Here is a 20,283-nt window from a genome sequence, read left to right as displayed (position 1 = left end):
ACAAGCATATAGCTATAATAAACGGCAGAATTCCAAGAAGTTCGATATAAAACCTGCAACATAAGGAATCAACTTAAATAGATGCTGCAGTGTTGCACCAAAACCGTTAACGGCAAAAAACCGGGACAAATCCTGTTGCAATCCGTTGGTATTCGCCAAAAAACCTACATAGATGCTGGGCGAAACCACCGAACCTCCGCTTCTGACAAAAAATTGTGTCTGGCAGTAAGCTAGTCCAACAGTGATTAATGCTATGATTAGGTAATCAAGTCTGTGTTTTGAGAAAATAGCCATAACAAAGAGTACCGCAAGTGCCGCTATAACCACCGCACCATTCCAAAAGCCCGTAAGCCCGAGAAGAACTCCCATTACCACAGAGGTAAATATACTGTTTGGAATCCACGCACTTTTGTCTAAAATAAACTCCTTAATATATGACTTCCAAAAGCTTTCTTTCTTTTCATCTTTATCTATTCCTTCATCTTTATCTGTCACTATCTCTTGACTTTCATCGGGTTCTTGAGAGTCTTGGGATACCTGAGATTCTTGTACCCTTTTTTGATAAAGCTCACTAATGCTTGTCATCATCTTAATAAACAAGGGAAGTACTATTATCAAAGCAAGCATCATTATTCCCAATACAAAAGGCAGATGCCGTTGATTTACATACACTTTCTGAGCATAAAGTCCCCATTCTTCATGTTGCGTATTGCCAATATGCTCCGTCATGCCTTTTATCCCGCTTAATGCTTCCTTTATCGTAGGCTTTCCTGCTATAAATGTAAAGAAAGCAAAGGAACTTCTGAAAAAGAACAACACTCCCGTGATAACCCCGATTATTTTTTCGCCAAGTAGCAATACGGCAAAGGAATACAGCAGTGTCAAAAATGACACAATCGATAATATGGCCGGAAGATTGAAAGCCCAATCAATTCTCAGTCCTAAAAACTCTAAATTTCCCGCCAAAAACATGAACATAAAATGATATCTCATATTACCGTCTGCAAAATGAGGATATTCTGTCGGAAAGTTAAATCCATAGGAAAAAGATCTGATTACTGCAAGATGGGGTGAAAAGTCACTTGATACGGACCATCCGATTTTCATTACACCGTCTTTTACATAAAAAGACCCCACCATAAAAAATGTCCATATCCCCAGAAATACTAAAACATATAAAATCTCAACGATGTTAGTTTCAGAAATGAACTGTTTCTAATCCCGGAAATTGTTGATTTGAATGTTGTTACAACATTTCTTATATCTTTAGTAATAAAATAGATAATAATTAACGAAAAAATCGAAAAAGCAGCTATATTACCATACAACATCGGTTTTCCGGATGTTCTGAACAAATAAGCACTTATATATGTAGTCCATGTAACTAAAAGCGTTCCCACCAAATACGATGCCGGAAGTGTAACTGCCCATGCAGGTAACTTCACTTGTTTTCCCGTTAGAGACAATGATTTTGAAAAATCAAAAATTGAAGGCAGCAATTGTTTTAAAATAACATATCCGCTTATCCATGCAATTGCAATATATAAAAGTCCAATCATCCAACCTACTCTCCTTAAGAAAACTATTTATAAATAACTTTTTTATACAAAACGAAATTCCAGCATACCACCGAACCCATAATCAATACCTTAGAAACCGCAGGTATAATGCCGAGTTTATCGCTTAACAGATAAAACAATGCGCTGGTGGCAACCAAATTAAAGACAAACAAAACTGCATACTGTTTTAATTGCTTGAAGATATTGACTTTCGATTTAAAAGACCATATCCTGTTAACAAGAAAATTAAACCAAAATACAACCACATAGGCAATAGCATTTGCCAGCAAATAACAATATGTATCGCCTTTTAAATCAAAATTAAGCAAGCTTCCTGCAATACCCTTCGCCAAAGAATATCCTGCCGGAAAAAAACTTTTAAAAATATAATAATAAAACCCGAAAAATAATGCGTATTCAATTCCAAAGCCCGTAAAACCCGTAATTATATATCTCTTCATCTGAGAAAAGGATTCAGGGGTCAATAGATCGGAAAAAAATTTGTACTTTTTAAGCCTGTCCAACAAATTGGTTATTAGCATAAATTCCCCCAAGTACCACAAAATAAAATTCGCTCAAGATTAATTATAGCAATTTATAGACGATAAATCAAATTAAAAAAAGAAAAAACTTCGCTCCACTGCCAATATAGCAGTTTCATCGCTACTATCATCTTTTTCAGTTTATTGTATGGCTTCTTGTTGCTATATCATCAAAGAAACTTATCCTGTTCTTTAAAAAACTTCTACTGTCTTATGTCAATAAGCAGTTATTTAATGACTTGCATTTATAAATAACACGGATTCGGTTTTGATTCTTAATTCTCGAAGCCCCAAAATTCTATTTCAACAAAACCTACCGAGTTATCCCATATTTTCTTTCTCGCAGAAACCCTCCATATCTTTTTAGTTACAGGCTGTTCTAAACATACTTCCTGCCACTCTCCTGCAATGTCATATTGGGTATCTACTACAAGCCGATATGAACCTGTCTTCTTCTCCAAATCCTCTAAACTGTCTGCAGCTTCAACCCACCAGTCATTTTTTATAAGAGGATATCCTATTTCTCCAATTAGAACTCTTATCTCCGCTACAGTTTTTGGTTCCTCAAACGATACCTGTACATATGCATGTTCAACATCTTCTGCTGTATGGAATACCGTACTTTCATTACCATCAAAAGCACTTCTTATGTCTTGCCATGAGTTTGTGGGTGCTGCTGAAGAAAGTTCTGCATCGTCCAAACCTAATTTTTTTAGAGGACTTTCAAAGCCCCAAAACTCTATTTCAACAAAACCTACCGAGTTATCCCACATTTTCTTTCTCGCAGAAACTCTCCATATCTTTTTAGTCACAGGCTGTTGTAAATATACTTCCTGCCATTCTCCTGCAATGTCATATTGGGTGTCTACTACAAGCTGATATGAACCTGTCTTGTTCTCCAAATCCTCTAAACTGTCTGCAGCTTCAACCCACCAGTCATTTTTTATAAGAGGATATCCTATTTCTCCAATTAAAGCCCTTATTTCAGTTACAGTCTTCGGTTCCGCAAATGATACCTGTACATATGCATGTTCAAGATCTTCTGCTGTATAGAATACCGTACTTTCATTACCATCAAAAGCACTTCTTACGTCTTGCGATGAGTTTGTCGGTGCTGCTGCAGAAAGTTCTGCACCGTCCAAACTTAATTTTCTTATTTGGGATTCAACTCCCCAAAACTCTATTTCAACAAAACCTACCGAGTTATCCCATATTTTCTTTCTCGCAGAAACCCTCCATATCTTTTTAGTTACAGGCTGTTCCAAACATACTTCCTGCCACTCTCCTGCAATGTCATATTGGGTGTCTACTACAAGCCGATATGAACCTGTCTTCTTCTCCAAATCCTCTAAACTGTCTGCAGCTTCAACCCACCAGTCATTTTTTATAAGAGGATATCCTATTTCTCCAATTAGAACTCTTATCTCCGCTACAGTTTTTGGTTCCTCAAACGACACCTGTACATATGCATGTTCAACATCTTCTGCTGTATGGAATACCGTACTTTCATCACCATCAAAAGCACTTCTCACATCTTGCCATGAGTTTGTCGGTGCTGCTGAGGATAGCGATGCATTATTTATGTTTATCTTCGTAAATACTCCATTTAAATACGCACTTCCAGATACATTAACCGGAATAGATTCATTACCATAAGAATCGTAGGCTTTTATTTCATAGTTATATAAAATATATGGTTCTATATTATCATCAATAAATATTCCATTGGTGGATGAGCCTATTTTAACTCCATTACGATAAATGTTGCATCCTTGTATTCCTGAGTTTTGCGGAATTATCCAAGACAATACAAAGGAATTTTTGGATATATGCAAACTAGGTTTTACAACAGGAGGAACTGGATACCCTGTTACCTCATAAGTAATCGGACTAGCATCAAATCTATTAAAGTCGACTATATATGGCCACCAATTGTTTAATATACCTTCAAATACTTCGTTATTTGAAATATTTATAGCATTATGCATGCCTGGATTCCTAGGAATATGGTCAAAAACCCACAATTGATATGCATCCTGTTCTCCATTCCAGTCATCAAAAGTCACTTTTGATGGCTCCCCATCAAGATCAGGATAATTATACCATGTGTCTGCATAGGATTCTGCAATTGAGTTTATTAATAGATTATCAAAGCTTGCTTGTCCACTTTTTACGAGATAGCCAAATGTCCCCGATCCTAAGAAAGAATCATCATCGATATCAATAGCAGGTTCTTCCATATTATTGATATACACCTTTATGTTTCTGCCTTCAGCAATCACTTTAAGCTTATAGCCTGTATTTAGATATATTGGCATAGAAGTCGATGCAATTTCACTATATCCATTATTTATTTTCGCAATAAACACCTTATCATTATTGGCATCGATTCCAACATAATATCCTTTGAACAAAAATCCCGAATTTTCATGTTCCGTTGCCCTAAAAATAACTCCTGCACTAGAACCTTGGTTACCTAAATTTAATATAATATCAGATTCTAAAATCATATTTCTACACACCATAGGTTGATTAAAGGTAAATCCTGTGCTCCATTTTAATGTTGCTTTTGCAACATTGTTAGAATACCCCCTGAACATTCCAGAGTATATTGACCATGTCCCTTCAATTATGTTCCAATTATCATAGTGATTAAAATTTTCATCTATATACTCCCATCCATACTCCATAACGGCATTACAAGGGAAATGCATATTACCGACCTGGGAATAATTAGGAGATACAGAAGAAGGCTCAAAATTTATTGTATCTGTAAGTTGGAATTTTTCCCAATCATTTAACTTTCTTAACACTGTGCTTTGATTATTAATATCTGCTGATTGTAGAACACTTACTTCAGTTTTTTTAGGTAACTTTGAAAATATTCTACTTGCTGTTCCATTATCAATATGATGGCCAAAACATTCATAAGAACTACCAATTAAAGTTAAAAACTTTCTGGAACAAGCAATATCAGACAATGTTATACCATTTGAGAAGTAAGCATCTCTTCCTACCATAGTAGACTCTGAAAGCCCATTATTAGGAGGCGTGGTATAAATCCACACAAAATCTACATCACCATTTTCAACTAGTTCGATGATATTGTTATCTTTAAATGCTTTACGATAATTAAATCCTCCTAGACGATATACATCATAATCTTTATTAGGATCCCTAAATTCCATATATTCAATTAACGCTTCAGAGTTCAGCATTTCAGGACAATTTGCAGGAATTTCGGTATTTATTTCTCTAATCTCAACTATGTTGAAATTTACACTTCCTCCCGAAGCTCTCCTTATATTGTCGGCAAATTCCTGAGCTCTTTCGTTTACTGGTTTCAATGATAATGAATAAAGCTCAGAATATTTAATATCCTCGGGGATAACTTTAGTAAAATAAGTTCCGGCCTTTATTATGGGATCATAGTATAGAACCATGACATTGTAGTCTGTTTTTATTTCCATGGAATTAGTTGTAGTTGCCGTTACCGTATTGCTTAATGCAGATTCATTGTCCACTGCATCAAAAGCACATACAGTATAATTATAAGTTGTCTGAGGATCTAATAAAGTATCAGTAAATCTATTTGTTATTGAAGTTCCTATATAATTTCCATTTCTAAACACCCTGTATCCAGATACTTTGTCATTATCAGAAGAGTGCTGCCACGTTAATTCAATAGTTCTTGCATCTAGAGGTCTTGCATTTAAATTCATCGGAACACTTGGTGGAGTAATATCATCACTCCACAATTCAATTTTCGGAATAATTATTGTGTTGGCTCCTGGTGCTTTTGTAAAACTAAATTTAACAAACTTATTACTTACGAAATCACTGGGCACATTAACTATTATCCAATTTTCAGGTGTAATTTGGTAGCTTTGGCTATTTATTAAATAATAAGTACCAGATTTGCTTTTCAAATCTTCCTCTGAATCAGCCATTTCAATTGTTAATTTTTGATCTTGTATTATTCCGTTATAAATTCTAATTTGATTAATATTTTTCGAGTTTGAGAACTCTATTTGTAAATAAGCGCTATCTCCCTCTAAAATTTCTGCAAAAGAACTACTTACCCCATCAAAGCACTGCTTTATATATGAATAGTTATCAATACCACTGTTAATTTCCATACCTCCCCCTCTATGGTATTAGTTATTATTGCATTTAAAGTGTTAATTTGCTCTAGTATATTTATTTTTTTAATTATTTTTTCGTCTTCTGCATTAAAGCCCCAAAACTCTATTTCAACAAAGCCCACCGAGTTATCCCATATTTTCTTTCTCGCAGAAACTCTCCATATCTTTCTAGTTACAGGTTGTTCCAAATATACTTCCTGCCATTCTCCTGCAATGTCATATTGAGTGTCTACTACAAGCCGATATGAACCTGTCATGTTCTCTAAATCCTCTAAACTGTCTGCAGCTTCAACCCACCAGTCATTTGTTATAAAAGGATATCCTATTTCTCCAATTAAAGCCCTTATTTCAACTACAGTTTTTGGTTCCGCAAATGATACCTGTACATATGCATGGTCAACATCTTCTGCTGTATGGAATACCGTACTTTCATCACCATCAAAAGCACTTCTTACGTCTTGCCATGAGTTTGTCGGTGCTGCTGCAGAAAGTTCTGCATTTTCCGTACTTATTTTGGTAGGTTCACCTTGAGCAAGCACATTATTATCATTGCATAAAATATAAAGAAGCCCAAAAAGTAAAATAATAACCCATACACGGAAAACAGCTTTATTAGATAAAGCAAACATTTTATGACCTCCTTTTATTTTAGTTTTTGATATTTGAGATTTAAAGCAATGGTATCTCCTTTCTGAAGTTTGAGGATTTCTTATTTAATTAGAATTTTAATTAGAATACTTCTTCGTTTTATCGCCAAAGAATTATTCGCTAAAATAGATCCTAAAACTTTGCAGAAATTAACCATGAAAGATTTTACAGTTCGAAGTTATTACATAGTGTGATTCCATTGTTTTTTCATCATTATGTAAACAACAGTAATAGAGACCCTCAATTTTTTTAGTAAGCTTATCTTTCTTATTTAATAAAGAATCGTCCTTTGATGAGAAACCCGCTTGTACTTTCAACTATATTGCTTTGGACAGCATAAAAGAGTATGTGCTTTTAATAGTTCTAGAAGCAATTTTCTTTGCTTCAGCAATAATATGGCTGAGACAATATACGTGGAAATAGTTTCTTTCGTTTCAATTTAATTACCACCCCCAGTCAACTTATGCTTTTTCTTTACCCCATTATTGGTAATACGATTATCTACTTTTCATAATCAAGAAAGCTATCACCCCCTTAAAAATACTCACTTAGGTTTATTGCAACTTATTTTCCAATCTTTATTCTTTTATGCCTTATATGAGTATCACATTTAAATTGAAATAGTATAAAAATTTCTTATGTACTTCCTATGAGATAGAAAGAGAAGAGCTCGTTCAAGACCTACACCTTAACAAATGATTATTAGCATCATTTTTAGCTCTACTGTTTACTTTTTGAGCGAAAAAGGACATTACTGTTACGTTCTCAAATATATCTAAAATACCTTTACCTGAGTTTTTGTTAGTACTTTCATCTTTACCTGCCCGATACCTTCTTTTTAATCCTTCAAATTGACTTTCTCTGTTTGATCTATAAAAGTTAATAGCATTATTTTCGCCAATATTATTACATATACTGACATCTCAACTCATTCGTCTAAAGAATTTTACAAACAACTTACCTATAATCAATAGTTCCTTCAGCAAATCATCTTATTTAAGATTTTTAGTCATTCTGTCATACTTTTACCAAATACAAACCATTCTTATGTTTTCTTTTAGTGTTTTTATTTTTTATCCTCATACATGAAGCTATTAGGAAATCTATAGATTATATTAATTATATTTTCTAACTATCTGCCCCATATTTATCCAAACCCATCTACATCTATTCATCACTTATATTTGATTACAATAACTTTTTGAATGGAACATTTTCGAAATAGAAATTATTTAAAAAACCTCATCAGTCTTGCCATCTTTACTTGAGCCTTTTAGCATTTATTTGACAGTAAACACTATCAGTAACATACATAAAATCCTTGAATCCCTTTTTCTTAATACAACAATTAACTTTCTATATTACCGTATTTATGTATTAACTGTCTAAAAACTGATTTTTTAGTTATAATCCCTATCAATATGATACTTATACATGTTTCTAATAAATAATTCTTCCACTCTCTTATTTTTCTATTTTATGTTTATTTTTCTCTTTTGTCAATAGACTGGTAATTCAGTGGCAAGATAAAAGCATGAACCAATCTCCTGCAAATACTCTCAGAAGAATTTTTTTAATTTTATTTCAACATTTGTATTTTAACATGGTTTCTATTGCAATAAATGAATTCTGGTATTACTATGATGTAGTACTAATATTGATTGTTATCATGCGCAAAGGCTTACAGTATTATATTCAAAGCGCTACATAACGCTTCTTACCTCATACAGCATATACTGTGATGACATATTTTAAAAATTCTTTGCAGAATTCCTGGGCAAACACAATATCCCTTTGTCAACCACAAACTTATACTTTTTTGATATTTGACTTTTGAAACAAGAATAAGATATAATCAATAAGATAGGTTAATATTACTTATTTGTCGATTTATGTGCATGATATTATATTACTGTAATATTTTAGGTGCTTTGTTGGCTACAAAATATCTTATTTATTAATATTTTTTATTTTTATTATAATTGGAATCTATTGTTGTTTTAGTTGTTTGCAAAAAACTATTAAAGGCGGTGTAATTAATATGTCATCTAAAGTATTCCTTCCCGACACGGATTCCCTTGAATACACTTCATGCCCTTTGTGTAATACGAAATCAAGCAATTTGCTTTATGAAATAAATTCATATAAATACAATAAGTGCAATAATTGTCAGTTGGTATATTTGAATCCCAGACTTAGCGAAGAGTCATTATTATCATATTATTCTCAAGACAGTTTCTATTCAGAATATAGTGCAGGAACAGGATATGAAATACAAGAAAAAGCTCTGCGCAGTACTTTCTCAAAATATATGAAAGAATTACATAAACGAAATATAACAGGCGGAAAGCTCCTGGAAATCGGATGCGGTTTCGGTTTTCTGTTGGATGAAGCAAAAGGTTATTTTGATTATAGAATCGGTACGGATTTTTCCGGCGAAGCCGTAAGCCATGCAAAAAAGTTTGCAGACAATGTTTATTGCGGCGGACTTGAAGCCATTCCTAATGATACACCCGCCAAATTTGACTGCGTAATAACTTTTAGTGTGCTTGAACATGTTTACAATCCAAACACATTTATCAAAGAAATACAAAATTACATGACTCCAAACGGCTCTTTAGTTGTTTCCACTCCTTTTTTAGGCGGAATGTGGTACAAAATATTAGGAAAAAAATGGCCGTTTTTCATCCCTCCGGAGCATGTTTGCCTGTATAATCATAATTCAATATCACGATTGTTTGAGCAAAACGGTTTTAAAAATATTCAGATGTTTATATCTTCACATGCCTGGCCCATTGCCGTATTTTTATCAAAGATGGGCATGCGTGGGCTGAGTTCTGTTACAACAAAATTAAAAATTGGAGATGTTCCGCTCTTTGTGCCATTTACAATAATAAATATTATCGGTTCTAAGTAAATATTTTTAAAACGCCAACAAATCCGTAACAGTAAAAATTTACAGTTCAATCTATAGACGTAATAGTCTAAGCAAAAAAGAATAAAAGTCGGGATGCCCCGACTTTTGCATATATTTATTTAAATTTAAAGAATCTTCTTACTCTTCCAATGGGCTTATGCAGCCTTCAGCTATATTTAAGATACCTTCACATTTTATTTCCCGGCCACCGACACTTACTTTAACATCAGCATTATTAACGGTAACACTTCTTACACTGTCTATTGCATCATCTTTTGCCCTGATTTTTAGCGAGCCTCCGGTTATATTTACAAATCCTTTATGAACTTCCTCCGCATTATCTACCTTAATTCCATCAGCCTCTGACGTAATATCAATATTACCACCGCTTATGGTCACACTGTCATTCCCTTTTAGACCGTTATTAAAAGCTCTGACAGTAATATTTCCACCTGTTATTTTTAAATCGTTGCTTGTGCCGATTCCATTATTATAATTTGCATTAACTATTAAATTTCCGTTGCCCTTTATAGTAATATCATCTTTGCCGTAAAGGCAGGCATTTGGCTTGTTATCCTGAGGATCATCAAATTCATAAAATTCAGCATCCGTCAAAACATTATCCTTTCCGTCGGCCAGCTCGATTTTTACTTTTTCAGCACTCTTTACATATATCGGTGCTGATTTTTTATTTGTAATGTTTACCCCATCGAGCACTAAGACAGCCTCAGATTCTTTACCCACATCAACCAGTATCTGACCGTCGCTCCAAGTCCCGCTAAATGTATACAGTCCCGGTTTTGTGATTTTAACTTCTCTTTCACTAATACTTAACCCGTCAACAGTGTCAGCATTAACTTTATCATTATCAAATACTATTTTCGCATTAATTTCACCCGTTGAAACTCCGTTTTGCTGAACTGCTCCGGTTCCTTTATCTCCGCATCCTGTTAAAGTTAGTGCTATTAAGATACTTGTCGCTAAAATAAGTTTTCTAATCCCCACTTTGTTCCAACTCCCCTTCTGTATTTATTTTAGTTTAATTTTTTGAATACTGCCTCAATGCTGCAATCCTGGTTGTCAATGAGTTTAACAGATATTGTTTGAGAATTCTTATTTCCAACAATCTCTGCCCCCTCTATCTTCCAACCATCAAAAGAATAGCCTTCTTTAGCAATTGCTGTTACAGTTATTTCGTAATCGGTGTAATATTTGCCACTCCACTTACCATTTGTAATGCTGTCAGGCAGCGTGTTTAATTTAATAGTACCTTCTTCAGGATTATTAATATGTAGAGTTACATTAGTCAGCTTACCTTTTAAATTAAAGAAATCAGCCATGTATTTTGTAATATAGTCAAATCTGTTTTCAAAAAATTCAATCATTGATTTTTCAGGATTATCTGTCACTTTATATAGCTTTTCTTTCACAATATCTTTATTGAAATTATAATTTGCAAGATCCATAAATGTATTTACAAATTGCTTACAAAACTCTTCGTTCTTCATCAAATTACTTATAAAAGGATCTTGATAAATTCCTTTGGAAAAAGGAGAATCCTCTGTAAACATATTAAAGTCGTAAAAATATTTAATGTCATTCTCTTTTTTATATATAGAAGCATCCAGATCATATAACATCCATCTCCATCTTGCATCCTCATATGGATTACTTGATTTTGCTTCAGATCTCCAAATTTGAACATTTTGTCTGTAAGAAAAGTCAATATTATTTATATAAATCTGCGTACAGTAAAAATCAACTAAACTTTGAATGTCAGCACGTTCACAAACATAATCATAGTTTTCTTTCACTGACAAATCATGATTCTTTATAAAACTCAACAACTCATTGTAATCCTTTACACATTCCTCATTGCCTGCTTCTAGCTGCCCGCGTTTTAGAATACTCACATTATCTTTATCTATTTTATAATGTTCTTCAATATAATGAACACTGTACTTCTCCATTATTTGATAATCTCCCCAATATTCACCATCTATAAAGAGCGCACATAGTTTTGCTAATTGTGTTGAAATATTACGGTCTGCAACTAAACTTTGCAAAAACCCTTCTTTGTAATTACCAGCACGTAAAACAAATGACTTTTGTGAAGATATTTCATCAAATAATGGAGTTAATAATCTGTTTTGACCATTATAGAATTTCCTTGCAAATACATTGAAGTTTTTCATCTGTCTTTTTCTGCTAACAGCTCCACGTATTCTTATGCCAAGTCTTTGTTCTAGAACTAAATCCCCTTTATCAAAATAAGTGATTTCCGCAAGTCTCTCCCAAAGAAATCCCCGATTCTTCCAATTTGGCAATGGTTCTTCTCCTACTTTTCCTCCCAGTTCCCACTGTTTGTACAAAGTTCCTTTAACATAAATACCCTTTTCATCATCAAACAAATTAGCTGGGTCTGTAACCATGGAAACAACATTAGTATTCTTATATTTATCCAAGCCTACAAAATAGCTCTTTGTAACAATATCACTGCTATTTCCGTCTTTGTCATATGCAACTGCCCTAATAATAGTCGCTTTATCTACCAAGTCTTTGGGGAATTTTTCATTATCAGTAGTTGTATCCTTTTTAAGTCGATAAACATTCTCATTGTAAGTTGCATTTTTAATCAAAATAGGACCTTCATACTTTATTGAATTCATATTTGGCTCTGTACTATCAAGTGTATAATAAATCTCTGTACCAGGTTCAGATGTTAAGCTTAACATAAATGAATCACTATAAAATCCCGAATCTGCTGAGAAAACAGGAGCTTGAACAGCAATAAATTCTCTGTTTTCTTCCATTGGGGTCCCCTTAGTGATTTTATAAGCAACATTATTATTCACTTCAAATCTACTATAAGATTCGTCACCTTTTAATTCAGGATAGGTTATTTTATCCACAACTTTTCCATTGGGAAGTGTAAGAAATAAAGATTCACCTTTTGAAGTCAACTTGAAATTGGCATATATTCTATCTGTATTGGAACTTTCTACGACCTCATCACCCACTGCATAAACAACTAGATATTCCTTTGGTCTAATCTCAATATCTCCAAAAGTATATCTAAATAAATCAGACTTTTTATCGGACAAGCCAAATCCAGACAAATTAATAACCCTATCAGTAGGATTGTATAATTCTACCCAATCAAAGCAATCCCCATTTTCATCAGGCAAAATACTATTATTAGAACTGCACACCTCATTAATTACAATATTAGGCAATAAGTAACTTGTCGGTTCGACATAATCGTCAGTCTTTACTTTACCGCAGCTCTTACATATGTATAATGTATATCCGTATTCTTTTTCAGTAGGTTCTATAGTTTCATACTTCTCAAAGTTATGTATCTTAGAATTAAAGTAAAGACCACCGGTAAGCAAAATAACTGGCACAAACAAAGAAAGTATTGTAGCAAGAACTCTTCTTTTCGCTATCATAAGGCCTATCGTTCAATAAGAAATGAACTCCCCTTTCTCACTTCTTATTAATATATCTTTAATGTAACTATTATGTAATATTATACTTTTATTTTAATTGCATGTCAATTACTGCCTCAATTGATATTCAAACGTAGATTTTCTCATCCCTTTTCACACTGCTTTTTGCAGTTTCCCCTGCTAATTTTAAAATAAACTTCGCTTTTGCCTCTTTCATTCCAAGAGGCCAAATAAAAAATACAGGTAAAATCCCGAAGGATCATACCTGTATATCTTACAGAAATTCCAATCAGCTTTTAGTTGTAGAAAGCTTTTCTTGCAGCATTTCGGGCTTTACTGTATTGCTTTCAATGAAATTAGAGTAAGACTTAGTATATTTATCAAGCACTTTCCTATCTTTCTTACTAAGTTCTGTTACTCCGTGCATTCCCTTCTTATACACAATACCACATCCAATTATACATTTTTTTCGGTTTGCTATATCATACGGTCAAATTGCTAAAAAAGTTATCGATTATAATATTAAAATATGAAAAAAAGAAAGTTATTATTCTAAAAAAGAGACACATTTAATGGCAGCATTAGCATCAAAAAAGCGCCTGTAATCTGGCGCTTAAAATAAACTTATTATGTATTTATGTCATTTTTCTTGTGATAAGATGATGTACAAATCTTATCCCCTAAATAATTCTCTTCCCCATGAAGTCGTCTTGCGAGATGTTATTTTTGTAATGCTTTCGGTGTTCTCGGTTGATATAAGAACATGTACGAAGCTGAACTTGCCACCATTGATGCAACCACAAATAATACCGCAGAAACTACACCTAATACTTTACCTTTCATAATAACATCCCCCTATTTTTTTATTTAATAGAACAAGCATTGCAGCTTTATTCTATTAGTCCTTAGTTAATCTTTCTCTTTGTCCATTTCGCTTACGATTTTGTTGTCAATATCGTCCTTCATGGAATTAAGAAACTTTTTAATTTCATCATACTGCTTCTCGTCAATAAGGGTTTTCATGTAATCTATATTCTGAATAAATTCTCTTCCGTCATATTTTCTTTTCAGCTCTTCTTCCTTTTGAATTATCTCTCCCATCTTAAACACACTTTTCACCAGAATAACTGTGAAAATAATGTTAATTAAAAAGCAGAATATAATAAGAATTTTATTGGCAAAAGTCTCGAAAACACTGATATTGTTAAAAAACAAGTAATATATAATAAGCAAATTCACATAGCTAAACGACAATTGCAAAATCAGAAACTTAACCCGGCTTGTATACGGCTTGTCCTTCGATTTATTCTTTAAATATTTAATATTCAAATTGAACTCATATACAAAGTAACATATTAATACCATTACAATGAAGTAAACAAATGCACATGCTATCGTTAAATATTGATTACTAACGAACTCCTCTCTAGACCATCCGAAGAAAAGGAACAAAGTGTTTATTGTCGTGCCCTGTGCTACAGTAAAAACCACTATCATAACCAACGAGCCAATAATCGACTCTGTAATATTCACCCTATAAATCAACAACACTAAAGCTAAGAAACCACATACCTGAACTACCGTTGTGAGCATACCCTGCAGCACAGCCTGATTTGTCGCTCCAAACAAAGCCGAAATAACAACTTGGCTTATTCTAAACAAAGCAGCCGCACTAATTCCCACAGCTACTACATTATAAAATTTTGCCGTTTTGTGTTTACCTAAAATTAGCCAAGTAAATAAAGCCATTAGAAACTGTTCCGGTAATGAGACTGCAACAAAATATATAATTGAACCCCACATATAAGGAACCCTCTCATTTTTGTTAATTATAAATTATCATATAGCAACACATTTTTCAACCCATGTACCAAATACTAATGTTTTTCGACTTATTTTTTAATATCTTTGTCCAAAAAATCAACGTTTTGTTTCCCTTGTGACCCTTTATTTTACATAACATTCTATTCGGTTAATTATAGACATGATTTAACAAAGGATTTAAAAAGATTCAAAAAAGACGAATCTTTATTCCACATATGTTCGGGATGCCATTGTACTCCCACAGCAAATTTGCAATTCCTATGTTCAATTGCTTCAATTATGCCGTCTTCACTTCTTCCGGTAACAATAAATTCCGGAGCAGGCTCCCTGATTGCCTGGTGGTGGAAAGAGTTTACAGCTATTATTTCGGCACCATGCGCCCTTTTTACTATGGAGCCCTCTTCGAGCTTAACTTTATGTGTCGGATACCACTTTGGAGCAGTTTGTGAATGCTTGATCAGCTCTTTATCCGTATTTTGCGAATATATATCCTGGTACAGCGTTCCTCCAATCGCAACATTCAAAACCTGTATGCCTCTGCAAATTCCGAATATCGGTTTGTCTTTTGCCACTGCTTTCTTCGCTATAAAAAGCTCCATCTTATCGCGGTAAGGGGAAATTTCCCCATTATACTTATAATTCCACTCTCCCAGTGCGCGGCATCCAAGTCAGGTCCTCCCGAAAGCAGAAAGCCGTCGAATTCCTCAATCATTTCCGACAGCAACCCATCATCTTCTACAATCGGAAGAAGAACAGGCAGTCCTCCCGATAAGATTATAGCTTCACAGTATACATTATTAATATACATTTTATTCTCATTGTAGTCAAACCATGGTGTTATTCCAATTATGGGCCTATTCTTTACCATATGCTTTTACGCCTCCATTTCGCAATATTTAGCTCCGTGACAGTCATATATATTATATATATGACTCTAATGAAAAAAGCGTCTTTCAGTCAAGTAAATTATCTCAACCCAAAGACGCCGTCTTATTTTTAAAACAGCCCACTTTAAATCCAAATGAGCCTCTATATTTTTATTATATATCAATACCTTTATACCTTGCTTAAAGCTTCAGCTTCGGTACCGTAAATTTCTATAAACCTGTTCAGCCTTGTTACCTCAAAAAGCTTCGAGATATCGGGGGTAAGGTTGCACAGTATCATTCTTCCCTTCTTCTCCTTAAACTTTTTATAAGTATCGATAATAATTCCCAGTCCTGCACTGTTCATATATATTACTCCATCCATACTGATTATAACTGTCTTACCTTCATTTTCCCTTGCAAGATTATCCAATAAATCCTTAAACTCATTTTGAGTAGAAATCCTTATCTGCCCTGTAAGTTTTACAATTTTAACGCCTTCCACCTCTTTTTTTTCAACTTTCATATTTATAACCTCCTTCAGGTTTTTTTGTAAATAAAGCTGCAGAGTTGTAACGGCCTTATATTAAATTTACTACCCTTATTGATTATCGTCAAATTAAAATATTTTACAATTGTTTTTACTTTATTCCTGAAAAAACAGCCCTGTTTTTTAAAACAAGAAGGTAAGCAGACTTCAAAAGACAGTTTCAATATATTTTCATACGGAAACTGCGATTGTGAACAAAAAAGAATGCTAAATAATATTATACATCAACCAACATATTATTTCAATAAAATACAAACATATTTAGAACAAAGAATAAATATAGAAAAACAAAACAAATTTTTGCAATTAAATTGTACTAAAGGCTAAAGTAAAATGTTTCTATGCCGATATTGTAATTGTACATAAAAATCTTCGTACTATTTTCTTCGTACCAATTTCTATATATACTTAAGCTCCATATAAAATAAAAATAAGTATAATGCACCTTACAAAAGATAGGAGGAATAGTATGTTCTACACAGGAAAAAAAGTCAGGTATATTGATAATGATGCTGTTGTTTTGACCTGGCTCGATGATGAGGTTTTGATCTTTATTGAAGAAAATTATGTTAAATGGGTAGATAAATCACTTATTGATATTGTACAGTAAAACTCGGCAACTCGACACAATACACAAAAACGGGACTATTAGGCCCCGTTTTTTAATTTCTATTCTTTTTCAAACATATCCTTTCCAACTCCACATATAGGACATACCCAATCATCAGGAATATCCTCAAACGCTGTACCCGGAGCTATTCCTCCGTCCGGATCACCTTCCGCAGGGTCATATATGTACCCGCATGCCGTGCAAACATATTTTTCCATCTTATTACCTCCTGTAATACGATATGATAATATATTATACCAATTATTATATCTCTTGAAAACATAAAATATATATTCTCCAATAAAGTTTATTGTCACAGCACGGATGACAGCTCAGAATTGCAGTTCAATTTCCACAGAACATATCTAATCCCCATTGATATAATGTCTGCCATTTTCATTACTATACTAAGACGAGTGTTCTGAAGTATCATGTAATCCATAAACCCGCCAAAATTGACAATGCCGGTTACGTATATATCGCCTACCGGTGCAAGGTCCTTGTTAACACCGGACCCGGGCTTGATAGAACCCTCTCCTACAGTTATAAAACCTACATGATCCATTTTTCCAAGGCAAGCATCAATTGCAACAATAAGAGGCTTGTCATAGCGTTTGCGAATTCCTTCCATAACTGTATCGAGGTTCTTTGCATGAACAGGTTCATCCAAGCTCCCATGGACATAAACGTTTTCATAGCTAATGTCGTTTATCTTATAGCCTACCAAAGGCCCAAGACTGTCTCCTGTCGACCTGTCCGTTCCTATACACACAAATACAATCGACTTATAACCGCTTTTAAATGAATTGCTTATCAGCATATACAATGCATCGGCAAATTTCTTAAAAGCCCAGTCACTGTTTACATCAATCCGTACCTGCTTACAAACTGTTTTTACCAGCATATCAAATCTCCCAATTTTTATATTTGTTTACAGTCACTATTTATATTATTTCCGCAGACAGTTATTTTATTACTTTATTTTTATATTTTTCCCTTATATAAAATTACGTGATATTGATATTACAAGCCCCCTTTGTTATAATATATAGGAAATTATGGCTTTATTCATGGTTTTATAACCCGAATTTTCGGTTAATTATATTTCATTGGTCCGGGGATTTTTACCCCAGTATGAAAGGATACCGGTTATGGATGCATTGAATAAAAAAATTTACTTTGCAGATAACGTTGAACATAAAACTTTTGTAGAGCAAATTATAAACGGAATGTATGACTGGGTAAGGGTCATTGATATTAATGACAATATAATCTTTGCCAATGATTCCATGTCAAAAGCGCTGGGTAAAAATTTAATCGGGGAAAAATGTTATGAGGCCATCGGAAAAAGTGAGCCCTGTGAAAACTGTACTTCAAGAAAGGCCGTTTTTGAAGGAACAATCCAAAGCAAGGAAGAGATTATAGGGGACAAAATTTTCTCTGTTATGAGTTCCCCCATTAGGGATGAAAACGGCAAAATTACCTCTGTAGTTGAAGTTCTTCGGGATATAACCGAGATGAAGAAAATGCAGAAGAAAATCCTTGAACATAATAAAAAGCTCCAAAGCGAGCTCAACATGGCAAGGAGACTTCAGTGCAGCCTTCTTCCGAAAGAATTGCCCCGGGACAAAATCGATTTCTCATATGTTTACAGGCCCTGTGAAGCTATTGGCGGAGACTTTTTGGATATATTCAAGATTGACAAAGACCACATCGGCATATATATCGCCGATGTATCCGGACATGGAGTACCTGCTTCAATGCTGACCGTATTCCTCCGTTCCTCAATAAATAAAAGGACCCTTTCGCCCGCCGAGGCTCTAAATCAGCTTTATAAAGAGTTTAACCGGGATTATTATGACCAGGAGCTATATATTACGGTGTTTTATGCGATAATTGACACCAAAAACAAGAGCATAACATATTCAAATGCAGGACATAACGCAAGTCCCATACTGTTCAATCACGAAAGCCAAAGGTTTGATATCCTTAGAATACCTGGAGTCCCTATCAGCGACTGGATTGACAACCCAGGGTACACTGAAAAAAGTATTTCCATCGCAAAAGGCGACCGATTGTTTATGTATACCGATGGTATTGTAGAATTGCGAAATAACAAAAGTGAACAGTTTGGTGAAGAAAGGCTTCTTAATATATTGCTGGGAGAAAAACTGAGCCCTGCAATAACCCTTGACCGTATCATAGATGCTGCTATGGAATTTGCTAATATCAAAAATTTCAATAAAATAATAGACGATATTACAATGGCCTTGCTAGAAGTTATTTAATTAGAAAAGGCTTACCGTAGTAATCTGGTAAGGCCTTTTCTTTATCTATTAAAAGTTATTATTCAGATAAATCCTTTTCTGAGGGCTTTATCAGTATTTTTTCAAGTTCTTCTTTCGTGCCTCTATCTTTTTTAATTATAGATTTTATGACATTTTTATATTCTTTTAAGGTTAATTCTTCTTTTAATCCCAGTTCCGAATAATGCGGATTCTCACTGCTTTCCCTCATAAATATTTTTTCACTGTCATTCTTACCGTCTTTTATTAATTTATAAACATATGCCTTGTTAGTCTTAACGTTATAAACATTTTCCCCATGCGTTAGAGTTTTCATTAGATGCAAAATATATTCCTCTCCCATTACAATGTCAGAAACTGCTTCGTCTGAAGAAAATGAGAGCTGGCTTAGCCCTATCTTAAGGTCCTTAGGACATTTACCTTTATATGTTTCCAGCACCTCTACATTAAAGATTTTATACTCAACTTCTCCGAAAAAAGAATCCTCCAAATACTTTGTAGAATCCAAGTCGGTTATTTTCAATCTTACAATCAAATCAGATTCATTTAACCAATCTATTTCATCACCCATTGAAGATGCCGAAACTGACATTGGCTCAATTTCAATTTTAAAACTTGATTTAATTGAACCACCCATATTAATTTCAGAATTGTTCTCATTCGCATTTCCTGTTATATGACTGTAACAAAAAGATCCTGCTATAGTCACAACACCAACCAGCACTAGTGTAATTGCAATTTTCTTATATATCTTCACAGGTATTCTGTCCTAATTTATCTTATTAATTAAAAACTTAGGACTAATAGCAAGTCCCTCAATATCATCTTGCTTTTACATAATATACATAGACTAATATAAATTAT

19 protein-coding genes are annotated in these 20,283 nt (G+C 33.8%); 3 read left to right on the top strand and 16 right to left on the bottom strand.

Translation table 11 applies throughout. From position 1 onward, the window contains the following. Window positions 1-12: 12 nt before the first annotated feature. The 5 genes from JCM21531_RS22105 to JCM21531_RS12010 form a co-directional block, all read right to left on the bottom strand. Window positions 13-1,140 carry a hypothetical protein gene (locus JCM21531_RS22105; RefSeq protein ID WP_243467609.1) on the bottom strand — a complete coding sequence of 376 codons (1,128 nt, stop codon included), beginning with the start codon at window positions 1,138-1,140 and terminating at the stop codon, window positions 13-15. Window positions 1,141-1,166: 26 nt separating this feature from the next. Beyond that, window positions 1,167-1,559 (bottom strand): hypothetical protein, encoded by a 393-nt coding sequence (locus JCM21531_RS22100; RefSeq protein ID WP_243467608.1) that lies wholly within the window; start codon window positions 1,557-1,559, stop codon window positions 1,167-1,169. A gap of 23 nt (window positions 1,560-1,582) precedes the next feature. Then, the gene (locus JCM21531_RS12020; RefSeq protein ID WP_038290226.1) at window positions 1,583-2,101 is read right to left on the bottom strand and encodes a GtrA family protein; all 519 of its coding nucleotides are present in this window, start codon (window positions 2,099-2,101) and stop codon (window positions 1,583-1,585) included. A gap of 275 nt (window positions 2,102-2,376) precedes the next feature. Next, window positions 2,377-6,240: a fibronectin type III domain-containing protein gene (locus tag JCM21531_RS12015; protein WP_038290223.1), complete on the bottom strand. Its 3,864-nt coding sequence runs from the start codon at window positions 6,238-6,240 to the stop codon at window positions 2,377-2,379. Continuing rightward, window positions 6,201-6,875 (bottom strand): hypothetical protein, encoded by a 675-nt coding sequence (locus JCM21531_RS12010; RefSeq protein WP_038290220.1) that lies wholly within the window; start codon window positions 6,873-6,875, stop codon window positions 6,201-6,203. The genes JCM21531_RS12015 and JCM21531_RS12010 overlap by 40 nt, the downstream gene beginning before the upstream one ends. 2,060 nt (window positions 6,876-8,935) lie before the next feature. Here JCM21531_RS12010 and JCM21531_RS12005 point away from each other — a divergent pair. Then, window positions 8,936-9,811 carry a class I SAM-dependent methyltransferase gene (locus tag JCM21531_RS12005; protein WP_038290218.1) on the top strand — a complete coding sequence of 292 codons (876 nt, stop codon included), beginning with the start codon at window positions 8,936-8,938 and terminating at the stop codon, window positions 9,809-9,811. A gap of 138 nt (window positions 9,812-9,949) precedes the next feature. On the opposite strand, the gene JCM21531_RS12000 is transcribed toward JCM21531_RS12005, so the two are convergent. From JCM21531_RS12000 to JCM21531_RS11975, 8 genes are all read right to left on the bottom strand, one after another. Further along, window positions 9,950-10,816: a carbohydrate-binding domain-containing protein gene (locus tag JCM21531_RS12000; protein WP_038290216.1), complete on the bottom strand. Its 867-nt coding sequence runs from the start codon at window positions 10,814-10,816 to the stop codon at window positions 9,950-9,952. Window positions 10,817-10,845: 29 nt separating this feature from the next. Further along, window positions 10,846-13,263, bottom strand: a complete 2,418-nt coding sequence (locus JCM21531_RS11995; protein ID WP_038290214.1) for a CotH kinase family protein — start codon at window positions 13,261-13,263, stop codon at window positions 10,846-10,848. 289 nt (window positions 13,264-13,552) lie between these two features. After that, window positions 13,553-13,705 (bottom strand): hypothetical protein, encoded by a 153-nt coding sequence (locus JCM21531_RS19330; RefSeq protein WP_173400193.1) that lies wholly within the window; start codon window positions 13,703-13,705, stop codon window positions 13,553-13,555. 278 nt (window positions 13,706-13,983) lie between these two features. Beyond that, window positions 13,984-14,106: a cyclic lactone autoinducer peptide gene (locus JCM21531_RS11990; protein ID WP_038290211.1), complete on the bottom strand. Its 123-nt coding sequence runs from the start codon at window positions 14,104-14,106 to the stop codon at window positions 13,984-13,986. Window positions 14,107-14,172: 66 nt separating this feature from the next. Continuing rightward, on the bottom strand, window positions 14,173-15,066 hold the full coding sequence (locus JCM21531_RS11985) for a hypothetical protein (protein ID WP_038290209.1): 894 nt from the start codon (window positions 15,064-15,066) through the stop codon (window positions 14,173-14,175). A gap of 173 nt (window positions 15,067-15,239) precedes the next feature. Continuing rightward, a complete protein-coding gene (locus JCM21531_RS11980; RefSeq protein ID WP_279379050.1) occupies window positions 15,240-15,686 on the bottom strand; it encodes a gamma-glutamyl-gamma-aminobutyrate hydrolase family protein in 447 nt (148 codons plus the stop codon). Further along, window positions 15,671-15,955, bottom strand: a complete 285-nt coding sequence (locus JCM21531_RS23885) for a gamma-glutamyl-gamma-aminobutyrate hydrolase family protein (RefSeq protein ID WP_279379049.1) — start codon at window positions 15,953-15,955, stop codon at window positions 15,671-15,673. The genes JCM21531_RS11980 and JCM21531_RS23885 overlap by 16 nt, the downstream gene beginning before the upstream one ends. A 188-nt stretch (window positions 15,956-16,143) precedes the next feature. After that, window positions 16,144-16,479, bottom strand: a complete 336-nt coding sequence (locus tag JCM21531_RS11975) for an STAS domain-containing protein (RefSeq protein WP_038290207.1) — start codon at window positions 16,477-16,479, stop codon at window positions 16,144-16,146. A gap of 493 nt (window positions 16,480-16,972) precedes the next feature. On the opposite strand from JCM21531_RS11975, the gene JCM21531_RS19325 reads away from it, so the two are divergent. Then, window positions 16,973-17,113 (top strand): hypothetical protein, encoded by a 141-nt coding sequence (locus tag JCM21531_RS19325; protein WP_173400192.1) that lies wholly within the window; start codon window positions 16,973-16,975, stop codon window positions 17,111-17,113. A 59-nt stretch (window positions 17,114-17,172) separates the two neighbouring features. Here the strand turns inward: JCM21531_RS19325 and rd are convergent, their stop codons facing one another. Continuing rightward, complete coding sequence (gene rd, locus JCM21531_RS11970; RefSeq protein ID WP_038290204.1) at window positions 17,173-17,331, bottom strand: rubredoxin; 159 nt, start codon at window positions 17,329-17,331, stop codon at window positions 17,173-17,175. Window positions 17,332-17,426: 95 nt separating this feature from the next. Then, window positions 17,427-18,017 carry a spore protease YyaC gene (gene yyaC, locus JCM21531_RS11965; RefSeq protein WP_038290201.1) on the bottom strand — a complete coding sequence of 197 codons (591 nt, stop codon included), beginning with the start codon at window positions 18,015-18,017 and terminating at the stop codon, window positions 17,427-17,429. 247 nt (window positions 18,018-18,264) lie between these two features. Between yyaC and JCM21531_RS11960 the strand changes: the two genes are divergently transcribed. After that, window positions 18,265-19,401: a SpoIIE family protein phosphatase gene (locus tag JCM21531_RS11960; RefSeq protein ID WP_038290198.1), complete on the top strand. Its 1,137-nt coding sequence runs from the start codon at window positions 18,265-18,267 to the stop codon at window positions 19,399-19,401. A 58-nt stretch (window positions 19,402-19,459) separates the two neighbouring features. On the opposite strand, the gene JCM21531_RS11955 is transcribed toward JCM21531_RS11960, so the two are convergent. Next, on the bottom strand, window positions 19,460-20,176 hold the full coding sequence (locus JCM21531_RS11955; protein WP_038290195.1) for a hypothetical protein: 717 nt from the start codon (window positions 20,174-20,176) through the stop codon (window positions 19,460-19,462). Window positions 20,177-20,283 lie beyond the last annotated feature (107 nt).

Origin of the sequence: Acetivibrio straminisolvens JCM 21531, assembly GCF_000521465.1 — a bacterium.
GTDB classification, from domain to species: domain Bacteria; phylum Bacillota; class Clostridia; order Acetivibrionales; family Acetivibrionaceae; genus Hungateiclostridium; species Hungateiclostridium straminisolvens.
The sequence above is the reverse complement of the archived record's forward strand: the minus strand, read 5'-3'. Positions and strand labels throughout refer to the sequence as shown.